General features: G+C 54.2%; 16 protein-coding genes. 11 read left to right on the top strand and 5 right to left on the bottom strand.

Annotated features, from left to right (window positions below; genetic code table 11):
• Positions 1-5 precede the first annotated feature (5 nt).
• The gene (locus K4305_RS07485; protein ID WP_331561790.1) at positions 6-2,804 is read right to left on the bottom strand and encodes a BamA/TamA family outer membrane protein; all 2,799 of its coding nucleotides are present in this window, start codon (positions 2,802-2,804) and stop codon (positions 6-8) included.
• 98 nt (positions 2,805-2,902) lie between these two features.
• On the opposite strand from K4305_RS07485, the gene accD reads away from it, so the two are divergent.
• Positions 2,903-3,742 carry an acetyl-CoA carboxylase, carboxyltransferase subunit beta gene (gene accD / locus K4305_RS07490; RefSeq protein WP_331561791.1) on the top strand — a complete coding sequence of 280 codons (840 nt, stop codon included), beginning with the start codon at positions 2,903-2,905 and terminating at the stop codon, positions 3,740-3,742.
• Between the two features lie 9 nt (positions 3,743-3,751).
• On the opposite strand, the gene thyX is transcribed toward accD, so the two are convergent.
• Entirely contained in the window at positions 3,752-4,402 is a 651-nt protein-coding gene (thyX, locus tag K4305_RS07495) for an FAD-dependent thymidylate synthase (protein ID WP_331561792.1), read from the bottom strand.
• Between the two features lie 147 nt (positions 4,403-4,549).
• Here thyX and clpP point away from each other — a divergent pair, with 147 nt between their 5' ends.
• The 3 genes from clpP to K4305_RS07510 all read left to right on the top strand — a co-directional run bounded on the left by clpP (position 4,550) and on the right by K4305_RS07510 (position 9,066).
• On the top strand, positions 4,550-5,227 hold the full coding sequence (gene clpP / locus K4305_RS07500; RefSeq protein WP_331561793.1) for an ATP-dependent Clp endopeptidase proteolytic subunit ClpP: 678 nt from the start codon (positions 4,550-4,552) through the stop codon (positions 5,225-5,227).
• 49 nt (positions 5,228-5,276) lie between these two features.
• Positions 5,277-7,988 (top strand): valine--tRNA ligase, encoded by a 2,712-nt coding sequence (locus tag K4305_RS07505; protein ID WP_331561794.1) that lies wholly within the window; start codon positions 5,277-5,279, stop codon positions 7,986-7,988.
• Positions 7,989-8,166: 178 nt separating this feature from the next.
• Positions 8,167-9,066 (top strand): sigma-70 family RNA polymerase sigma factor, encoded by a 900-nt coding sequence (locus tag K4305_RS07510; RefSeq protein WP_331561795.1) that lies wholly within the window; start codon positions 8,167-8,169, stop codon positions 9,064-9,066.
• Positions 9,067-9,112: 46 nt separating this feature from the next.
• Here K4305_RS07510 and K4305_RS07515 read toward each other — a convergent pair whose 3' ends face one another.
• From K4305_RS07515 to K4305_RS07525, 3 genes are all read right to left on the bottom strand, one after another.
• Positions 9,113-9,961 carry an SAM hydrolase/SAM-dependent halogenase family protein gene (locus tag K4305_RS07515; protein WP_331561796.1) on the bottom strand — a complete coding sequence of 283 codons (849 nt, stop codon included), beginning with the start codon at positions 9,959-9,961 and terminating at the stop codon, positions 9,113-9,115.
• On the bottom strand, positions 9,958-11,040 hold the full coding sequence (locus K4305_RS07520) for an LptF/LptG family permease (protein ID WP_331561797.1): 1,083 nt from the start codon (positions 11,038-11,040) through the stop codon (positions 9,958-9,960). Before K4305_RS07520 ends, K4305_RS07515 begins: the two co-directional genes overlap by 4 nt.
• Before the next feature lie 94 nt (positions 11,041-11,134).
• Positions 11,135-14,002, bottom strand: coding sequence for a M16 family metallopeptidase (locus K4305_RS07525; protein ID WP_331561798.1), 2,868 nt, complete (start codon positions 14,000-14,002; stop codon positions 11,135-11,137).
• Between the two features lie 248 nt (positions 14,003-14,250).
• Here K4305_RS07525 and uvrB point away from each other — a divergent pair, with 248 nt between their 5' ends.
• The 7 genes from uvrB to gcvT all read left to right on the top strand — a co-directional run bounded on the left by uvrB (position 14,251) and on the right by gcvT (position 22,169).
• Positions 14,251-16,329 carry an excinuclease ABC subunit UvrB gene (uvrB, locus tag K4305_RS07530; RefSeq protein WP_331561799.1) on the top strand — a complete coding sequence of 693 codons (2,079 nt, stop codon included), beginning with the start codon at positions 14,251-14,253 and terminating at the stop codon, positions 16,327-16,329.
• Between the two features lie 94 nt (positions 16,330-16,423).
• Positions 16,424-18,625 (top strand): RelA/SpoT family protein, encoded by a 2,202-nt coding sequence (locus K4305_RS07535; RefSeq protein WP_331561800.1) that lies wholly within the window; start codon positions 16,424-16,426, stop codon positions 18,623-18,625.
• 99 nt (positions 18,626-18,724) lie between these two features.
• A complete protein-coding gene (locus K4305_RS07540) occupies positions 18,725-19,312 on the top strand; it encodes a LemA family protein (protein ID WP_331561801.1) in 588 nt (195 codons plus the stop codon).
• A gap of 36 nt (positions 19,313-19,348) precedes the next feature.
• The gene (locus K4305_RS07545) at positions 19,349-20,068 is read left to right on the top strand and encodes a TPM domain-containing protein (protein WP_331561802.1); all 720 of its coding nucleotides are present in this window, start codon (positions 19,349-19,351) and stop codon (positions 20,066-20,068) included.
• A 31-nt stretch (positions 20,069-20,099) separates the two neighbouring features.
• A complete protein-coding gene (locus K4305_RS07550) occupies positions 20,100-20,750 on the top strand; it encodes a TPM domain-containing protein (RefSeq protein ID WP_331561803.1) in 651 nt (216 codons plus the stop codon).
• Complete coding sequence (locus K4305_RS07555) at positions 20,747-20,926, top strand: hypothetical protein (RefSeq protein WP_331561804.1); 180 nt, start codon at positions 20,747-20,749, stop codon at positions 20,924-20,926. Before K4305_RS07550 ends, K4305_RS07555 begins: the two co-directional genes overlap by 4 nt.
• A gap of 145 nt (positions 20,927-21,071) precedes the next feature.
• Positions 21,072-22,169, top strand: coding sequence for a glycine cleavage system aminomethyltransferase GcvT (gene gcvT, locus K4305_RS07560; protein WP_331561805.1), 1,098 nt, complete (start codon positions 21,072-21,074; stop codon positions 22,167-22,169).
• Positions 22,170-22,276 lie beyond the last annotated feature (107 nt).

Here is a 22,276-nt window from a genome sequence, read left to right on the forward strand (position 1 = left end):
TCTTCTCAAAAATCATGTCCGAGACTGAAATACCAGACGGTATCGGAAAATCGCAACGACGAGGACTGGCTGTCATCTTCCTCACGCAGAAATGCGAAAGCTTTCGAAAGGGTGAGCCTTGCCGGCCCGACAGGAGTGTCCCAGACAACTCCTGCGCCGACGCCGTGTATCAGCCGGGAGAGCGAGATTTCTTTCCGTTTATGCCAGACGTTGCCGGCATTGTATGAGAAGGTCAGGGAGGTCGGAAAGATGATTTCGAACGGTGCCCTGTAGGCGATCTGCATGCCGGCTGCGGCCATATTGCTGCCGATGAGATCGTACGGTTTCAGTCCGACGAACCTTCTGCTGCCGGAGTTGCCCGGGCCGCCGAGAAAGAATTGTTCCGACAGGGGGAGATAGCTGCCGCTGATGCCTGCAGCGCCTGAGATCTGCAGGGTGAGCGCATTCCCGATGGGGATGTTTTCTTCATGTTCGGCGGCAATCTGCCAGAATATTTCATCGTTATCGAACAGTACCGGGGCAAGCGTGTAGCCGATATGGGTATATCGTCCGGAGGTAGGCAGCTGGGCGCTGTTGCGCGAATCTATCGTCAGGGAGCTTCCGACGGAGAGCAGATTCATCGTTCCGGAGCGAAGATCGGGATGCTCCGGGCCGGCATCGTGATAGGATTGGGCATTCTGCAGGGTGACATCGAGCGACAGACGTCCGTTTTTTCTGATTCTCGTGCCGAACGCTCCCGAGATGCCGTATCGCTGGATGCCGTAGGTAGAGACAACAGCGTCGGAATATCCGTCGAATGATTCCGAAAAGCGCAGTTGCCGGGTGTCGAATTCGCGTTGTTCATAAAAGAGTTTCGAAAAAAGCGTCAAATGCGTCGAGCCGATGCGCGGCATGTAGTATTCGACATTTGCGGCCGTGTTGTTATTTCCCGCCTTCATCCATGCGCCGAGCGACGCGCCGTCGGCTCCTATATTTTCGTTTCTCAGATCGAGAAGCAACTGGGCATTGCTTGTTTCGTCGTACCGTATTCCGAGGCGAAGTACTGACGAGGGTTTTTCGACAAGCGAGAATGTCAGCGCTTTTCCGGAGCTGTCGCCGGACTCAGGGTTCCGTTCGGCGGAAACCGATACTCTGCTGAACATGCCCGTTTCATAGAGATTGCCGGTGGTTTCCTCCGCTTTTTCAAGTCGCACGGCTTTTTCCGTTCCTACTTTGATCTCTCGTCGTATCGGCGTCAGCGATGCGCCGTTTCTGTTCCGGACGATTTCGATCCTGTCGGCTTTTCCCGATGTCATTGCGATTGTCAGCGTTTCTCCTGAAAGGGTTATGGCTTCAGGTTCGACAAGGCTGTAGCCCCTCTTGCGGAAGAGGCGCACAAGATTTTCAATCGCCGTCGTGCCGGTACGGTTGGTGTAGAGCCGGTTGATGACGGGTTCAAAACACCGGTCGATATCCTGCTGCGTCAGGGGTTCTTCCGGACCTCCCGTCACCACAATGTTCCCGATGCGCGGGAGCGGAACAAGGCGGAATGTCACGTTTTTCCGGTTCTGATCGAGGAGTGCGGAGACTGAGGAGAACAGGTCGGTTGCAAGCAGCTTTTCAAACGCCCCGGAAAGGAGTTTTTCGTCTTCGATGATGCCGGATACGATCGCATCGTATCCGGCATCGACATCGGCCTGCCCGTTTATGAACGCAAAGGTTTTTTTGTGGTTTTCGATTCGATACTCTTTTTGCGGTCCGGTTTGAATATCACGTTTGATGGTTAAGGCAAGCTCTCTGCCTGTCGCATAGCCCGATTCGATCAGCGCTTCGATATCGGAGAAATCTGTGGCGATGCGGTCTGTAAGATCCGGGGCGATGACCATATCGGCCTTTTCAAGCTGGGCAGGGTATTGAAGGGCGGTCAGGATGGTGATGGCCTGGTCGGCGGCTTTCCAGGGGAGATCGAGGTCGTCGCTTTTCGAGTACATGCTTCCATGGGTATCGACGGCTACCTTGTAGGCGGTATTGAAATAGTCGAGTTCGTCGACGGGAAGATTCGCCACAAGCCCTCCGTCGACAAGCCGGTAACCGTCGCGTTCAACCGGTTCGAACAGCACAGGAACGGTGCTGCTTGCCCGCATGGCTTCTGAAAGCGAACCGGATGCAAGCGATATGCGTTTTCCCGAAACAAGGTCGGTCGCAACGGCCCTGAAGCCGACGGGCAGCGAACCGAAATCGGGCCATGCATGGTAGACTGCGTTCAGTACCAGGGCATCGAGGGTTTCGGTGAGCGACTGCGCGGAGCTGAGGGATTTCGGCACCATGAGTTTGAGCTTGTCGAACCGTATGGCGGCAGTTGCCCTGTCCCGTATTCTCTGCTGTTCCAGGAATATGCGTGCGCGCGGAGATTCTTCCCGTATCGCAAGGAGCGATTCCCAGGGAAGGTCGCCGGCAATGACGGCAAGTTCTTCCGGGGTGTAACCGGAACTGTAGAGCCCCCCGATAATGGCGCCCATGCTTGTACCTGCGATATGATCGACGGGCACTTCCGCCTCTTCGAGAGCTTTGAGTACGCCGATCTGCGCTATGCCGTTGGCGCCTCCTCCCGAAAGCGCAAGGCCGACGGTTTTCCGGGCCGGTTTCATGAAGGGAACGATGGAAAACCGTTTTCCGGGCAGGGCGAGCGTGTCGGGGTATACCACGAAAGCCGTGGCTCCCTGCAGTGTTGCCGGCAACAGGGCAAGCAGCAGGATCAGGGTAATCAGCACTGTTTTCTGCAAGTCGGAACGCAGCTTTTCCTGCAAGTCATGTTTCCTCGTCATGGAGCTTTTCCTCTCACATTTTCAGGCCGTTTTTGAGTTGTGCCGGTGACTTCATATCTTAGGGTTTAATGTATAACCTTTAGTACTAATTAAGAAAAATGGTCTGGTTCAAACGGGTAAAGCCCTCGATTCGCACCACAGACAAGCTCGACATGCCGGAAGGGCTCTGGTGGAAGTGCGAGGAGTGCGGCGCGATGATACATAAGAAACAGCTTGAAGATCACGTTTATACCTGTTCTGCCTGCGGTTATCATTTCAGGATTTCTCCCTATCGCTACTTTTCCATACTGTTCGACAACGAAAATTATCAGGAGTTCGACGATACCCTGCGCGCAGGGGATCCGCTCGGTTTTACCGATACCAAAAAGTATCCGGATCGGGTTCACGACATTATCGAAAAAAGCGGTAAAACCGAAGCATGCAGGAATGCCTGGGGTGACGCCGGCGGACGGCCGCTGGTGGTATCGGCTATGGATTTCGGTTTCATCGGCGGATCGATGGGGTCTGTGGTGGGCGAAAAAATATCCCGTGCCGTCGATAAGGCCATCGAGCTCAATGCGCCTCTTCTCGTGATTTCCCAGTCAGGCGGAGCAAGAATGATGGAGGGGGCGTTAAGCCTCATGCAGATGGCAAAGACGTCGGCGAAACTTACCCTGCTCAGCTCGAAAAAACTCCCTTTCATTTCGCTCATGACCGACCCGACCATGGGCGGCATCACGGCATCTTTTGCCATGCTCGGCGACATCAATCTCAGCGAACCGAAGGCGCTGATAGGATTTGCCGGTCCGAGGGTCATCCGCGATACGATCAAGCGCGATCTGCCGGAAGGGTTCCAGCGGGCGGAGTTCCTGCTCGAACATGGTTTCATCGATTGTATCGTTCATCGCAAGGAGCTTAAGAACCATATTGTCAGGCTTTCCGGCATGCTCACCGCCTGAGTTGCAGGGTCAGCTCCATCCGAGAGCCGATGCAGTTACGGGGAACTGATCACAGAAAATGGTTCTGATGGCTTCGGCTATGTCGCGGTGTTCTTTCTGGGTGCTCCTGTCGGTTCTCACCTCAAGATAGTGGATCCAGCTTCGAACCGATCCTTTCATGTAGAGTTTTGTTCGGGTTCCAAGCGGCAGCAGTACCCGCGCACACTCCTTTGCGATGCCTTTATCGAGAGCCTCCTCATATTTTTCCATCGATATCCGCGCAATTTCCGCCTGGGCGTTTTCAAACCATTCTATGGTTTCGGTTCCGAGATCGTCCAGCGAATTCTGACGGTTTTTGCTGTCCTGGCGTCGTGGTGTATAGGTTTCTATTGCCTGCACTCTGGCATACCGCTGCGAGAACTCCTGGAACTGGAAGCTCCTGTGCCGGAGTATCTGGGGCGCAATGGCTCGTGAGGTGACTATTTCCACGGTCATGTCCGCCATTTCAAAAATGCTCCAGTGTCTGTTGGATATGCAGTAAGCCAGCAGTTTTTCGTAATCGAGGTTTTCCTGATGCGGGCTCGAAACCCTTGCGCAGTAGGCGATAAGTCCTTCTGCCGTCAGCGGCTTGTTTTCAGTGTCGAAACAGGGCGTTGTAACCGAGATGAGACGGACCTGCATGATCTGCGATTGTTTGGTTTTTCGGGCTTTAAATATATTGTTTTCTCGTTCAAGTTTATTACCTATTGGAACAGGATTGATTGATTTGTTGTTTGCTCTATGTATTTTAACGGTTTCTTTTTCATTCACTCAACTCATTGACCAGCTATGGCAAACATAAATTTCGGCTTTGAAAATTACGCCCGCAAACTCTATTCGGGCGCTATAGAACAGGGTATTCAGAATACGCTGGTACCCATGGTCATCGAAACGTCGGGACGCGGCGAGCGCGCCTTCGATATTTTTTCGCGTCTGCTCAGGGAGCGTATCATATTCCTCGGCAGCGGCATAGACGAGCATGTCGCCGGTCTGGTGATGGCTCAGCTCATTTTTCTTGAATCTGAAGATCCTGAACGCGATATATTCATCTACATCAACTCTCCGGGAGGCAGTGTGTCTGCGGGACTCGGTATTTACGATACCATGCAGTATATCCGTCCGGACATTGCGACGGTCTGCGTCGGCATGGCTGCCAGCATGGGGGCATTTCTGCTTGCCAGCGGCACAACGGGGAAACGCGCATCGCTGCCGCATTCCCGCATCATGATTCACCAGCCCTCGGGCGGTGCGCAGGGGCAGGAAACCGACATCATCATCCAGGCCCGCGAAATCGAAAAGATCCGCAAGCTGCTCGAAGAACTGCTTGCCAAACATACCGGAAGGGATGTGCTGCAGATCAGGGAGGATTCCGAGCGCGACCGCTGGATGAACGCATCCGAGGCTCTCGAATACGGCATCATCGACCAGATATTCGAAAAACGTCCGGCGCCTGAAAAGGCGGATTGATCATAAGTCCGGAGATCACTTTTTTTCATCAGTCGTAACCGTCGTTATCATGAGCGAAGAGAGAGTGCCATTCAATCTCGAAAAAACCTATAACCACCAGGAAGTCGAAAACCGCTGGAGCAGCGCCCGCTGGGAGGCATCCGGCTGTTTTCACGCCGAAAGCAGTCGCGTACTGTCAGAAGGCAAAACGCCTTATGCCGTGCTCATGCCGCCGCCGAACGTAACCGGTAGTCTCACTCTCGGCCATGTGCTGAACCATACCCTGCAGGATATCTTCATCCGGTACAGCCGCATGAAGGGCAACGAAGCGCTCTGGCTGCCCGGTACCGACCATGCGGGCATCGCGACCCAGACCGTCGTGGAAAAAAAGCTCCGAAAGGAGGGGATGAGCCGTCATGACCTCGGTCGCAAGGATTTTCTCGACCATGTCTGGCAGTGGCGCGAAGAGTACGGCGGGCTGATTCTTCGCCAGCTTCGAAAGCTTGGCATATCCTGCGACTGGAGAAGGAACCTCTTCACCATGGACGACCGGGCGTCCGAGGCGGTCATCAATGCTTTCATCGCACTCTATCGGGACGGGCTTGTTTATCGGGGAACGCGTATCATCAACTGGTGCCCGGTCTCCCAGACCGCTCTTTCCGACGAGGAAGTGATCATGAAGCCCAGGAGGGATAAGCTGGTCTACGTCCGCTATCCTCTCGTGAAGCGTCCCGGCGAATACATCACCATCGCCACGGTTCGTCCGGAGACCATTCTCGCGGATGTGGCTATTGCCGTGAATCCCGCAGATCCCCGTTACAGCGATCTTGTCGGCGAACTGGTCGTCGTGCCGGTCGCCGGTCGCCATATACCTGTTATTGCGGACGATTACGTCGATATCGAATTCGGTACAGGTGCCCTGAAGATTACGCCGGCCCACGATCCCAACGACTATGAAGTGGCCCGGCGCCACAATCTTCCCATTCTCTCCGTAGTGGGGCGCGACGGCAGGATGACCGACGAGTACGGTTATGCCGGCATGGATCGTTTCGATGCCCGGGAGAAGATCATGGCCGATCTTGAAGAGCGCGGCAATCTCGAACGGGTCGAGGAGTACGAACATAACGTAGGGTATTCCGAACGAGCCGATGTGGTGGTCGAGCCCTATCTTTCTGAACAGTGGTTCGTTCGCATGAAGCCATTGGCCGAACGCGCGCTGCAGGTGGTCAACGACGGCCAGATCCGCTTCCATCCGCCGCACTGGATCAGTACCTATCGTCACTGGATGGAGAATATTCAGGACTGGTGCATTTCGCGCCAGCTCTGGTGGGGGCACCGCATTCCTGCCTGGTACGATCCCGAAGGCAGGGTATGGGTCGCCTCTTCTTACGAGGAGGCATGCCATCTTGCCGGCACCGACAAACTGGTGCAGGACGACGATGTGCTCGATACCTGGTTCTCGTCGTGGCTCTGGCCGCTTACCACGCTTGGCTGGACAGGTCCGCACAGTGACAACGACGATCTTCGGGCTTTCTACCCGACCGATACGCTCGTCACCGGTCCGGATATCATCTTTTTCTGGGTGGCGCGCATGATCATGGCCGGCCTCTACTTCAAGGGTGACGTGCCGTTCCGGGACGTGTATTTCACCAGCATCATCAGGGACATGAAAGGGCGCAAGCTTTCGAAATCCCTCGGCAATTCGCCCGATCCCCTCAGGGTGATCGACATCTATGGTACCGATGCGCTGCGTTTTACCATCATTTATATCGCGCCCCTCGGTCAGGATGTGCTTTTCGGTGAGGAAAAGTGCGAGCTGGGCCGGAACTTTGCCACAAAACTCTGGAATGCGTCGAGGCTCGTTTTCATGCAGCGTGAAAAGTATTTTGCTTCGCCTGAAACGTTCGAAGAGGCATATCAGGGTTTCGTACCCGATACTGGCGCCTTTACGTTCGCCGAAGAGGATGTGCTCATGGCGAAATACCACGCCATGCTCGACCGCTACCACTCGGCATTCGGGCAGTTCAGGATCAACGATATCGTCAGAAACGTCTACGACTTTTTCTGGGGCGATTACTGCGACTGGTATCTCGAAGCCCTCAAGACAGCGCTTTCCGTGTCTTCAGATCCTGAGGAAGCTCGCCGGGCAGTTCTTCTTGCCGTCCATGTCCTGGAGGGAACGCTCAAAGCGCTGCATCCCGTCATGCCGTTTATTACCGACGAGATCTGGCACCATATTGCCAGACGCCCTGAAGAGAGTACGATAGCGCTCTCCCGGATTCCCGATCCGATTCAGGAGTGGCTTGATCGCGATATCTCCCTTTCTCTCCTGCCCAGAGCGGTTATTTCGGAAGTCAGAAGCCTCCGATCCCTTTTCGCCGTTCCGGCGTCGAGTACCGCTCCCCTGATTCTTAAAGCCCGTGACGGGAGATCTTTCGACGTTTTTTCAGCCAACAGGGAGATTATTGCGGCAGCGACGAAATGTGGCGTAGAAATAGCTGAATCTTTTACGAGGCCGGAACATGCAGCAGCCTCGGTGGTGGAGGGCAATGAACTTTTTATCCAGCTTGAAGGGTTAATATCGTTCGAAAAAGAACGGGCGCGGCTTCAGAAGGAGATCGGCAGCATTTCTTCATATGTGACCTCATTGAAGAAGAAACTATCCAATGAAGGGTTCGCGGCAAATGCTCCATCGGACGTGATTGAGAAGGAACGGGCAAAACTGGCCGAAGCGGAAAGAAATCTTGAAAAACTGACTATTAACCTTCAGGTTCTTGCTTAATGCAGTTGCCTGTTCTTCCGTCAGTTGCAGGAGAGCGGACATGCGGGTGGGCTTGCTGTTCCATAAAATCCCTTTTTTAAATTTATTTCTAAATGGATATTTTCTCCGTTTATGTTGAGAGGAAAAACCATCACTTCATGATGCCTGCCCACAGGTTTGCAGGGAGTGTATCAAGACAATGAGGCAGTTGAAAATAAGCAAACAAATCACCAACAGGGAGAGCCTTTCGCTCGACCGTTACCTTCAGGAGATCGGTAAATACGATCTGCTCACTGCGGATGACGAAGTTAAACTTACCATGGCCATCAAGGCGGGCTACGATATGCCGGTCGATACCGTGGAGTACAAGCGGGCAAAGCGCGCACTCGACAAACTCATAAAGGGGAACCTCCGATTTGTTGTTTCCGTGGCGAAGCAGTACCAGAATCAGGGGCTGACGCTCGGCGACCTGATCAACGAGGGTAATCTCGGTCTGATCAAGGCTGCCAAGCGGTTCGATGAAACCAGAGGGTTCAAGTTCATCTCCTATGCGGTCTGGTGGATCCGCCAATCCATTCTTCAGGCACTTGCCGAACAGTCGAGGATCGTCCGTCTTCCCCTGAACAGGGTAGGGACGCTCAACAAGATCAGCAAGGCATACAGCCAGCTCGAACAGGAGTACGAGCGCGATCCGAATACCAAAGAGCTGGCAAATCTGCTCGATATGGACTCCCAGGATGTTGCCGATACCCTCAAAATTGCCGGACGTCACGTATCGGTCGATGCTCCGTTTGCCCAGGGAGACGACAACCGGCTGCTCGATGTGCTGCAGAATGACGGTCATCTTCCCGATCACGGCCTGAACCGCGATTCTCTCACCCTCGAAGTGGAGCGTTCGCTTTCCGTGCTTGCTCCGCGAGAGGCCGACGTCATCCGCTCATACTTCGGTATCGGCATGGACAACCCGCTTACGCTCGAAGAGATCGGAGAGAAGTTCAAGCTGACCCGGGAACGCGTCAGGCAGATCAAGGAGAAAGCCATCAGAAGGCTTCGCCAGTCTGCGTACAGCAAGATTCTCAAGGAGTATATCGGAAGCTGACAACGGCGGGAACTTTGCTGCTCCCTTTTTCGGCGTTATCTTGGCGTTATGACGGATCCCTGTCGGTTTCGGTACGGCAGGGATTTTCAGTTTTAACAAGTCGTACCCCGGCGTTTACCGTGAGGCCGGTCATCAGGGCAGCATTGCCGTTCCGCACGGCTATCTCGATCGTTCCGAAACTTCCCCCGTAAGCCAGCAGTTCGCCTTCAGAGACATCTCCGTACGTTCTCGACAGAGGTAAGGCTGGCAGTCCGGCCGCTTCGACGCGCCACTCATCGGGATTGCCGGGCAGTGGGGAGTCGATTGTCGTGACGAGATTGCCGAACCGGTCGGCGAACAGCACCCACCCTTCGATTGCCCTGCCGTTGTTATCAGTGCGGCTGCCGTTCGACGGCAGGGTGACGCAGGATGCCGGATCGAGAGGATCGCCAAGCTTCTCGAATGGAAAACCAGCGGCAAGATGGGCGGCCGCCGGCGAAAAAATATCTCTGCCGTGAAAGGTCGCGCTCTGCGTCGGCAGCATCACGTCGGGGTTGGCAATGCTCGAACAGGCGATAATGGTCTGTCCCGCAAGCACAGGGGTCAGAAGCCCGTTATCCGGCGCAAGAAATATCTGCCTGTCCGTTTTTACGGCGATCGGAGTTCTCGATGTGCCGACTCCCGGGTCGACCACCGAGACCGTGATGGTTCCTTCCGGGAGAAACGGTATGGTTCGTTCGAGGAGGAACGCGCCGTGCGCGATATGTTGCGGCATGACGGCATGAGTGAGGTCGATGATGTTCGCTGCCGGGTGGATGGAAAGAATCACGCCTTTCATCTGTCCGATATAGGTGTCATCGGTACCGAAGTCTGTCATCAGCGCGATGAGGGAAATATGTGGCTTACGGCCATTCATGTCGATGCCTTGCGATAGAGCAGCAGGCCTGTGGCCAGAAACACCATGAGCGGCAGCCATGCCGCCACCCAGGGTTCGATGATGCCGTTATACCCCATTGTGGCTACGGTTCTCTGCATGCCGAGAAAAAGCAGGCCGATAAAGAGCGCCAGGGTGATTTCCGCTGCGCGTCCGTTGCGTTGCTTCATGGCGGCAAGCGGTACACCGATAAGAATGACGATCATCGACGCCAGTGGCATGGAGACTTTGGCGTGCAGTTTGACGGCCGCGCGTTCAAGCTTCGGAAATCCCGCCCGCGCTTTATCGACAAGATAGCGGTAGTGCTGCACGAGCGTCATTTCTTCCGGCTGCAGATTCAGTTCCCTGAGGGATTGGGGCGAAACATCAAGCGAAAGCGTGTCGCTGCCGCTGCTGAACTCCGCTGAGCCTGTGTCGGCGCCGAACGACCGTCGGGAAGCAACCGGCATTATCCATCGCTGCAGCTGCGGATTGAACGCCATTTCGGGAGCATCTGTTCTCGAGCGCAGACGGGATCCGTCGAATCGCTCGACAGTCACATCTTTTGCCGTCGAACTGAGCGGATCGAACGATCCGATGGTTACGACGCTGCCGTCAGGTTCGAGAAGCTGGATATTGAGCCCGTCGTGAAGCCCGCGGCGGGTTTCGTTCAGCATGGTACGTTTGTATGCGATTCTGGCGCCTGCAGCTGCGGGTTCGACAATCGAGGCGTTGAAGAAATTGACGAGAGCGATAATAGCGCCTCCGATCATGAACGGAAGGATCAGTTGACGCATGCCGAGGCCCGCAGATCCGAGCGCCGCCAATTCATTCGATGCGGAAAACCTTCCTGCGGCAAGAATGGAAGAGAGCAGCGCGGCTACAGGCGCTGTAATCTGAACCGTTGCGGGTATCGTCAGCAAGTAATAGTGCAGGATGCCGATCGGGCCGATATTCTGATCGACGAAATCGTCGAGATTTTCCACCATGTCGATCAGCATGAACAGCAGTACGAAAGCGATCGAAGCAAAGAGAAACGATGTCGCAAACTGCCGGAAGATATACCGGCTGAGCACTTTCATAATGGTATGGCTGTGCAGTTATGGGATAGCGCGGCAATTGAGCCTTCCGCCGATTGTTGTCGATCGGATAGTTCACCTGCCGCTTCCGTATCGTTCAGTAACCGAAAAGTTCGTCGAGTTTCAATTCCCTGACCTGGCCATATCTGCCCAGCGTCTGCATGTCGAGCCTTGAGGTGTCACCAAGCACCAGCATGACATGGTTCCTGTTTCCGAAATGCTCCAGGTGAAAGTTCTGTACGTCGCCAAGTTCCATTTTCGGGACGTGATGGTAGATATCCTGCCTGATATCGCGGTCGAGTCCGAGTCTCCTTGCGTCTTCGTAGTTGAAGAGCACTTCCGTTCTGGTGAGCCGCTCCGAAGCGATTTTCTGCATGATGCCGTTTTTAGCCGATGCGAACAGTTCCGGCGATTCCGGCAGTTCGCGCATGAGGGCGCTGATACCGTCAAGAGCTTCAGGCAGCTTGTCTGCCTGGGTGCCGATGTAGCTGAAAATATAGCTGTGGCGATCGCGGAATTTCGGCATTCTGTATACCGAGAAGACCGAATAAGCCAGCGCTTTGGCTTCCCGAAGTTCCTGAAACACCACCGACGACATGCCGCCTCCGTAATATTCGTTGAAGAGCGTCGCCAGCGGTACCATCGATGCGTCGTAGGGTTCGTCCCGTGAAAGCATGATTACCTCGGCCTGCGTCATGTCGTAGTCAACCACGTAGACCAGGTTTTTCTGCTGATCGAGCTCAGGAAAGGGATCGGCGACGGGAGTCGGCAGGAAGGTTTCCGGATACCGGCGCACGGTACGCAGCTCCGCAATCAGCGCATCTGCGGTGGCCGGTCCGTAATAGAGCACCCGGTGCCGGTATTGCATGAGGTTACGGATCTCGTCGAGCAGCTCCGCAGACGATACCTGATCGAGCTCCCTGTCGGAGAGCACGTTGGTGAACGGGGAGGCCGGTCCGTATTTTCCGTAGCTTGCCATGGCCTCGAAAAGAATTTTTCGTTTGGAGAGCTTGTCGTCGGCTCTTTCCTTCATGGTGCCGGCTTTAAGCTTTTCCAGCGCACCTTCGTCGGCCATGGTATCGGTCAGCAGCTGTTCGAGGAGGCGGATCGATGCGGAAAAGTTCTTTTGCAGCCCCGAGAGTTTCAGGTAGACATAATCGTCCGACGTGAAAGCCGAGAAGCTTGCACCGATTTTATAGAGTTCCCGGCTGAATTCGGCAGGCGGGAGTGCGGATGTGCCGAGATACGAGAGATAATCGAGCGCCAGATCGATTTTTCTGCTGTGGTTTTTACCGATATCGAACACATAGTAGATGGTGAACAGGTCGTTCTCCCTGTTTTGCAGGTAGTGCAGCCTTATGTCGGCATTGAGATCATGGAAACCTATGTCTTTGTGGTAATCGAGGAACGATGGTTCTATCTCCTCCGATTTCCGGGAGAGGATTTCGCCGGCAAACTTCGACGATGTATCCCTGTTCACCCTGATCGGCGTTATGGGGGGTTTCTGAATTTTCGGACTGCTTTTTTCGGTTCCGTGCTCTTTGTATACCGCAACGTAATTATCGCCATAATGGGTGTTTGCGAACGAAACGAGATCTTTTTTCGTAATGTTCCGCAACCGGTCGAGTTGAGCGGTATAATCGTTCCACTCCATTCCCCAGATGAAGGAATCCACGTATGCTTCTACCCTTCCGCGGTTGGTTTCGTACATTTTGAGCTGTTCGATCTTCAGGTCGTTGACAACCGCTTCGAGCAGCCAGTCCGGAAAGTTGCCCTGCTTGAGCTGTTCGATCTGTTCAAGCAGCAATTCCCGCACCTGGTCGAGGCTCTGGCCCTCGCGCGGCTTCGCGCTCAGGAGATGGGCGGAATAGTCCTTCATCATCACGAGCATCGATCCCGCATCAAGCGTTTTCTGCTGCTGGTTAAGGTTCAGGTCTATCAGGCCGGCGGTCTGGTTATACAGCACCTTGTCTATCAGGGTCAGGTAGTCGGCTTCTTGGGAGTTTACGCCGCTGAACCGGAACCCGATAACGAGTTCTTCGGCTTCGGGTCCCCTGATTTTTCTGACGACCGGTTTTGCAAGCGGTTCTTCGACGGCAGGAGTGAACGACGGAACTTCCTTCGGCTGCAGTATTGAAAATTTTTTGTCGATAAGTCTGATTGTTTCGTCAGGATCGAAATCGCCGGCTATGCAGATGGCCATGTTGTTCGGCACGTAATAGCTGCGGTAGTAGTTGATGACGTTCTTTATCGACGGATTTTTCAGATGTTCCGCCTTGCCGATAGTGGTCTGTGTGCCGTAGGTATGCCTGCTGAAAAGACCCTCGAAAAGATTCTCCCAGATTTTTCGGCTGTCGCTGTCCATGGTCATGTTCTTTTCCTCATAGACCGTTTCGAGTTCGGTATGGAAAAGTCGCATGACCGGATTGCGAAACCGTTCCGCCTCGATGGTGAGCCACTGATCGAGCTTGTTCGAGGGGATATCGTTGATATAGACCGTCTGTTCTACCCAGGTATAAGCGTTGGTGCCCTGGGCTCCGATGGAGTTCAGGAGCTTGTCGTATTCGTTCGGTACGGTATACCGGGCGGCGACATTCGACGTGCTGTCAATATCACGGTAGATGGCTGCCCGTTTATCCGGATCGGCCGTTGACCTATACTCCTCGTAGAGGTCCATGATTTTTTCGAGGGCGGCATGTTCTTTCTCGTAATCGAGTGATCCGATGGAATCGGTTCCCTTGAACAGCATATGCTCGAGATAGTGCGCAAGGCCGGTTGTTTCGGCAGGATCGTTCTTGCTTCCTGCCCGGACGGCAATTGAGGTATAGATTCTCGGTTCGTCGTGATAGGGACTCATCAATACGGTCAGGCCGTTGCTGAGCCTGTAGATTCTTGTATGGAGGGAATCTCCGGGTACTGTCGTATACGGATAGGCGTCGGTCGAATGCTTCACTTCGTTTATCATGGATCTGCAGGATAGTAAATGCATAAAAAAGAAAAGGGCTACGCCCGCCGTGGCAAGGAGCTTCCCCTGTCGTGAATAATGGACAACAGTCATTGGAAAAAATATAATAATCGGATTTCCTGAGCACTATTGCAACATATCGACGGGCAACAGGCGAAAAATACCATACTTTACGCGCAGGAGGGACAGCCTGCTCTGGGTTGCAGAACGAACAGCCTTTGCTAATAGTTCTTTTTCTGCAAGTATTTATGGATAACCACAAGTATGGGGGAGATAGCGGAATGGCCGGCGAACAATACAGGCTCGTGAGTCCTTACGGGCCGGCAGGCGATCAGCCGAAGGCGATCGAACAGCTTGTCGGAGGAGTGCGGAGGGGAGACCGGTGGCAGACGCTGCTTGGAGTGACCGGTTCCGGCAAGACTTTCACGATTTCAAATGTCATTGCGCAAGCGGGTAGGCCCGTACTGGTGATGAGCCACAATAAAACGCTCGCTGCGCAGCTTTATGGAGAACTCAGGCAGTTTTTTCCCGACAATGCCGTGGAATATTTTATCAGTTATTACGATTTCTATCAGCCCGAAGCATATCTGCCCGCGCTCGACAAGTATATCGCAAAAGATCTTCGCATCAACGACGAGATCGAACGGCTGCGGCTCAAGGCTACCAGCGCATTGCTCAGCGGGCGCAGGGATGTGATCGTGGTCAGTTCGGTCAGCTGCATTTATGGACTCGGATCGCCCGAAGAGTGGAAGTCCCAGATCATCGAACTTCGTCCCGGAATGGAAAAAGATCGTGACGAGTTTCTCCAGGAACTGGTCTCCCTGCACTATGTCAGGGACGATCTCTCTCCCGCTCCCGGCAAGTTCCGGGTCCGGGGGGATATCATCGATCTCGTTCCGGCACATGACGAACTTGCCCTTCGAATCGAATTTTTCGGCCCGGAAATCGAGAGCCTGCAGACTTTCGACATGCAGACCGGAGAAGTGCTGGGTCGCGACGAGTATGCGTTCATCTATCCGGCCCGCCAGTTCGTTGCCGGAGAAGAGCAGATGCGGCAGGCCATGCTGGCCATCGAGAACGAACTGGCCGGACGCCTGAACGAGCTGCGCGCCGATAACCGCCTCATCGAGGCGCGTCGCCTTGAAGAGCGTACCCGTTACGATCTGGAGATGATGAAGGAACTTGGCTACTGTTCCGGCATCGAGAACTATTCGAGGCACCTTGCCGGACGCAAAGCCGGGGAGCGTCCCCACTGCCTGCTCGATTACTTTCCTGAAGACTATCTTGTCGTGGTTGACGAATCGCATGTCACGCTGCCGCAGATACGGGGTATGTACGGCGGCGACCGGTCGCGCAAGACCATTCTTGTAGAGCACGGCTTCAGGCTCCCCTCGGCACTCGACAATCGTCCGCTGCAGTTCGACGAGTATCTCGATCTCGTGCCGCAGGTGATCTGCGTGAGCGCCACGCCCGGCGATCTCGAATTGCAGCTTTCCGGAGGCGTGATCGTCGAACAGGTCGTCCGGCCGACCGGCCTGCTCGACCCTCCTGTGGAGGTGCGGCCCGTGAAGGGCCAGATCGACAATCTGCTCGAAGAGATCCGCCGTCACATGGCCAAAGGATTCAAGGTGCTCGTTATGACCCTTACCAAGCGGATGTCCGAAGATCTCGATGCGTTTCTTCGCAAGGCGGGCATTCGTTCGCGTTATCTGCATTCGGAGATAAAAAGCCTCGAGCGCATGCAGATTCTCAGGGAGCTTCGTGCTGGCGACATCGAGGTGCTTGTCGGGGTGAACCTGCTTCGTGAAGGGCTCGATCTTCCTGAAGTATCGCTTGTTGCCATTCTCGATGCCGACAAGGAAGGGTTCCTTCGCAATACCCGTTCGCTCATGCAGATCGCCGGTCGTGCGGCGCGCAATGCCGAAGGATTCGTGGTGCTCTATGCCGACGTCGTCACCCGCTCAATTCAGGAGGTACTCGATGAAACCGCACGCCGACGGCGGATTCAGGAGCTGTACAACGAGGAGCATGGTATCGTGCCGCAGTCCATCGTCAAATCCATGGAGCAGGTGTTCAACACCACCAGCGTCGCCGACGCCGAAGAACGTTACCGCAGAAAACGGTTCGGGCTCGATCCGAAACCGGACAGGATGCTTTCGTCTCTTATCGGTACGCTTACCTCTGAAGAGTGCTTCGCCATGGCGGCCGAACTCCGCCTTGAAATGCAGGAAGCCGCCGAAAGCATGGAATACGAAAAAGCCGCTTACCTTCGCGATGAAATAACGAAGTTCGAGCAAAGAGGGGCCGAGGCCGGCAAAAAAGGATAGCTCTTTTTCCTTCGTTTTGCTTATGGCGAAATAAAATCATATAAGAATAGATAGAGGAACATAACCCATACCGGAAGAGGGGAAGCAACCGCATATGCTTGCACAGATAGAGAAAAACCATTACGAAAAACTGCACGAGATACTGCGCCTTTGCCGCAGCAATCTCAAGAACTGCGACGAATCGCTCGTTCAGCGCGCGTTCTTCATGTGCTACAGGGCTCATGAGGGGGAAAAACGAGCATCCGGAGAGCCTTATTTCTATCATCCGGTGGAGGTCGCCACCATCATGCTCGAAGAGCTTCCTCTCGACGACGTCTCTGTTGCCGCCGCCCTGCTGCACGATGTGATCGAAGACAGCGGCTATACCTACGACGACATTGCTGCCGAGCTCGGTTCCGATGTCGCCGACATCGTCGAAGGGCTGACCAAGATATCCGGCATCATGATCAACCGGGAAACTACACAGGCCGAAGGTTTTCGCAAGATGCTGCTCTCGATGGTCAAGGATATCCGGGTCATTCTCATCAAGTTCTGCGACCGGCTGCACAACATGCGCACACTCGAATCGCTTCCCGAACACCGCCGCCTCAAGATCGCTCTCGAAACAAGGGATATTTACGCTCCGCTTGCTCATCGCTTCGGTCTCGGCAAGATGAAGGTCGAGTTCGAGAATCTCGCTCTGAAATACATCGATCCCGAGATGTTCGAGTTTCTGCAGCAGAAAGTCAGGCTGAGCAGGGCAGAGCGCATCAATTATCTCAACCGTATGATCTCGCCCATCAAGGAGGATCTTGAAAAACAGGGTTTCCTTATAGAGGTTCAGGGACGGGCGAAGCACCTGTTTTCCATCTACAACAAGATGCGCAACAAAAACAAGAGCTTCGAGGACATCCACGATCTTTACGGTATCAGGGTGATCGTCGATACCGAGCGCGTAGCCGATTGTTTTGCTGTATACGGGTTCATAACGCAGAAGTATCCACCAATACCGCAGCACTTCAAGGATTATATTTCCATACCCAAGCACAACGGATACCAGTCGCTGCATTCGGCAATCATCGGCCCTAAAGGCTATGTGGTCGAGCTGCAGATCCGTACCAAGCGCATGCACGAGTTTGCCGAGCTTGGAGTCGCGGCTCACTGGCGCTACAAGGAGAAGATATCGAAGGACGACGCCAGTATCGACTCTTTTCTTCTCTGGGCGCGGGAACTGATAAAGGACGCCGATTCGGCGGCGTCCTTTATGGAAGGCTTCAAACTTAATCTCTATCACGACGAGATTTACGTCTTTACGCCGAAAGGCGATATGAAGACCATGCCGGCGGATGCCACGCCTATCGATTTTGCCTATGCAATCCACTCCGAGATAGGCAACGGCTGTATCGGCGCCAAAGTGAACGGCAGGATCGTTCGCCTCAACGCGAAGCTCAAGTCCGGCGACCGGGTGGAGATCATCACCTCGAAAAACCAGAAGCCCAAACCCGATTGGCTGAAGTTTGTCGTCACCCACCGGGCAAGGCTGAAAATCAGGGCCGCCATCAACGAAGAGCGGCGCATGCAGATCGAGAAAGGTCGTACCATCTGGGAGAAACTGCTATCGGGAGGCAAAAAGCTCTTTACCGATAACGATATCATCCGGCAGGCTAAAAAGTACGGCATCAAAACGCCCGCCGACTTTTTCAGCGCGCTTGCCAGCCAGGAGATCAACGGCGAAGAGATTTTCGAGCGCGTCAGCAACGCAAGAAAGGAGCCGCAGGAATCAGCGGCAAAACAGACGGTCAGCGAAACCCGGCAGATCGAGGCGTACCTTCAGTCCGCCCGTCAGGAGCCGGAAGTTCCCGTTACCGGAAAAAACGAGGTCATCATTGCCGGTATGAGCAACATCGCTTACGCTTATGCGAAATGCTGCCAGCCTGTTCCCGGAGACGACGTCATCGGTTTCGTTACCGCAGACGGCGTGGTGAAGATTCATCGCAAGAACTGCCTGAACGTCAGTAACGAAAATTTCCTGAAAAGCGAGCGAATCGTTTCGGTTTCGTGGAATCGCAAGGTGGAGACCGATTTTCTTGCCGGCATTAAAATCATAGGCGAGGACAGGATCGGCATCACCAACCAGATTACGACCGTGATATCGCGGTTCGATACCAACATCAGGAGCATTTCGCTGCATGCCAAGGACGGCATGTTCGTCGGTACGCTGATGGTCTATGTCCGCAATATCGAGAAACTCGCAACACTGATGGACAAGCTGAAAAAAGTTCAGGGGATCTTTACGGTCGAGCGTCTGATCAGCTGACCAGCGTTTTTCCGCATCCCGCAAAATGCTTTATATTGCATCCGTAACATGTAATTATCAATTACAATAACATGATGTTCAACTAACAATACGACCGCCATGAAACCCATCGTTTTCAGACTGTTCGCTTTTTTCCTGCTGCTCGGTTCGCTCTCAGGTTGCGGATATAATACGATACAGCAGAACGACGAAGCCGTCAAAAGAGCCTGGGGCGATCTTGAATCCCAGCTGCAGCGACGGGCCGATCTGGTGCCCAACCTGGTCGCTACGGTAAAGGGGGCCGCGAATTTTGAACAGGAGACGCTCACGGCTGTCGTCGAAGCGCGTGCGAAAGCCACGTCCATACAGCTTACCCCCGAAATGCTCAGCGATCCCGAGGCCATGAACAAATTTCAGAATGCCCAGGGCCAGCTTTCATCAAGCCTGTCCCGTCTGCTGGTTGCCGTCGAACGCTATCCCGACATCAAGGCAACCCAGAATTTCAGGGATCTGCAGAATCAGCTCGAAGGCACCGAAAATCGTATCAGCGTTGCGCGCCAGCGTTACAACGGCGCGGTTGAGGTATTCAACTTTTCGATCAGGCAGTTTCCAAACTCCATTACCAACAGCCTGTTGCTCAAATTGAAGGCCAGGGAGTATTTCAAAGCCGATGCCGCAGCGCAGGCGGTTCCTGAGGTGAAATTTTAAGCTTTGCGGAATTTTATGCAGAAACGGACGGCCCCGATGCTGTTTTTCCTGAGCCTGCTTGCAATGCTGGTGCTGGTTCAGTCAGCCAGTGCGCTTGAGGTGCCGCGGCTTACGGGCAGGATAAACGATCTTGCAGGAATGATTTCTCCGGAGGTAGAAGCAATTCTCGACACAAGGCTTGCCGAACTTGAAGAGAAGGAGTCCACTCAGATTGTCATTCTCACGGTACCCTCTCTCGAAGGGGATCCGATAGAGGATTTTTCCATCAGGGTGGCCGAAGCATGGAAAATCGGTCAGAAAGGGGTCGATAACGGCGTTCTCTTTCTGGTTTCCCGGGATGACCGCAACGTTCGTATCGAGGTTGGTTACGGACTCGAAGGCCGCATGACCGACCTGCTTGCCGGGCGGATCGTCGACTCCGATGTGGTTCCGCTCTTCAGGACGGGACAGTTCGATGCCGGCTTTCGGAAAGGCGTAGAGTCGATCATCCTTGCCGTGCAGGGAGAATACAAGGCTGCTCCCGTCAAAGAAAAAAGAGGATCCCCTTCTTTGGCCCTGCTGGTGCTTGTCATACTGTTTATTTACTTTATAAGCCAGATAACCCGGGGCAGAGGTCCATTTATCTATGGTGGGGGGCCGGGCGGCGGTTTTTACGGCGGAGGTTCCTTTGGCGGTGGCGGCGGATTTGGCGGCGGCGGTGGATTCGGTGGCGGCGGCGGCGGATTCGGCGGCGGCGGGGCATCGGGTAACTGGTAAATGAATACAAGCAAAAGGCTATAGAGAGAATATGAACGACCCGGTCAACAGCTTTCTTTCGGATCAGGATAAACAGATTATCGAGGAGCGCATCCGCGAAGCCGAGCAAAAAACCTCAGGCGAGATCGTCGTCAAGGTTGTTGCTTCCAGTGACGCTTATCCGGCTGCGGGACTGCTTGGCAGTTCCATGTTTTCGCTCGCCATTGCACTTTCCGCAATGCTTGTTGCCGGCAGCAGCGATATGTGGATGTTTCTCATGCTTTTTGGCGTGCTGTTTATCCTGCTCAACGAGCTTCTCAGGAGAGTATCCCTGCTCAAACGTCCGTTCGTGTCGGCCACCGACATGCATGACGAGGTAGAACAGGCAGCTGCCGCCGCATTCCATCGGCGTGGCATACACGATACGGTCGATCGCACAGGCATCCTTATCTATATCTCGGTATTCGAACACCGGGTACGGGTCATTGCCGACAAGGGTATCAGCGCGAAGGTCGAGCCGCATCTCTGGCAGGAGATTGTCGATACCATCATAAGCGGAATCCGGAGCAGGCGACAGGGAGCCGCCATAGCCGATGCCGTAGAGCGCTGCGGCAGGATTCTGGCCGAGTACTTTCCCGTCATGCCGGGCGACCGGAATGAACTTGGCGATACGATCATCATGGGGAGATCCTTCAAGCCATGAAAAAACTCTGCAAGTGCGACAGCAAAACCCTGCATGGCCACGTCAGACGCCTTGCTGCGACCGGCAGGAGGCCCAGATACATCTGCGGACTCTGCGGTCGGGCTTCGGATGAACGCAAGCAGCTCTGCAAACCGGTGAAAATCGCCAGAAAAAGCGCAAAAGCCCTCGGCTCCTGACTTTTGCGCTGCCGCTGCCCGTTCGAAGTTCCCCTCAGGATTCATATATTGCATGTACAAAGAAAAAGGCTTTGAACTTTCCTGTAAAATGCTTTTTTACAGGAGGTTGCCTTTCCCGTCAATTGTATGCCGTTATCTGATCGTCATGAAAAAAACAGCGCTTTTTCCCTTGCATGAACAGGCCGGAGCAAAAATAATCGATTTTGGCGGTTATCTCATGCCTGTGCAGTACAGCGGCATCATTGCCGAGCACAAAGCGGTTCGGGAAGCCGCAGGGCTTTTCGATGTTTCCCATATGGGAAATTTTTTTATCAGGGGGGCGCGTGCGGGTGAATTTCTCCAGTACCTCACCACCAACGATATCGGAGTGCTTTCTGACGGCGACGCCCAGTACAATCTGATGCTTTACCCGGATGGCGGAATTGTCGATGATCTTATCATCTATCGTATCGATGCGGAAACATGGTTCCTTATTGTCAACGCAGGCAATGCCGGAAAGGATTTCGACTGGATAAAGCAGCATATCGGCGCTTTCGATGGCGTAACGCTTGAAGACCGCACCGACGATTTTTCGCTTATCGCCCTTCAGGGTCCGGCATCGGCGTCAATCCTGAGAAAAGTGCTGCCGGAGTTCGATTTTTCCTCTCTGGGAACCTTCAGGTTCCGGAAGGCCGGTTTCAACGGTGCGGAACTGCTGATAGCGCGTACCGGATATACAGGCGAGCAGGGCGTGGAAATTCTCATTCCGAACGATTCCGCACCGGCACTTTGGTCGGCACTCCTGAGTGCAGGAGAAGCCTGCGGCATCAAGCCGGTCGGACTCGGTGCCAGAGATACGCTCAGGCTCGAAATGGGCTACTCGCTCTATGGACATGAAATAGACAGCACGGTCAATCCGCTTGAAGCCCGTCTGAAGTGGGTCGTTAAAATGCAGAAGGGCCGATTTATCGGCAAAGATGCGTGCGAGCAGGTGCTGCTGAGTCCGAGAAAGACGGTAGCCGGCTTCAGCCTCGAGGGCAGGGCTCTGCCGCGCCAGCATTTCAGGCTCTACAACTCCGACAGGCAGGAGATAGGTACCGTCTGCAGCGGCACCCTCTCGCCGACTTTGCAGGAGCCTATAGGTACCTGTTCGATTCTCAAGGAGTACGGCAGACCGGGGACCCCTGTATTCGTTGAAATCCGCGGAGTGCTTCATCCCGGCACTATTCGCGCGTTGCCTTTCGTGGAGCGTTCTCCGCTTTAGATCATCATAAGGAATTACTGCGTGGCAGTGAAGAAACATAACAAGAAAGACTGGATACCGTTTAAGGGAGGCAACGAGCAGCAGAAGAGGGAGATTGCTGGTATTGT

The organism is Chlorobium sp. (genome assembly GCF_036528655.1).
GTDB lineage: Bacteria > Bacteroidota > Chlorobiia > Chlorobiales > Chlorobiaceae > Chlorobium.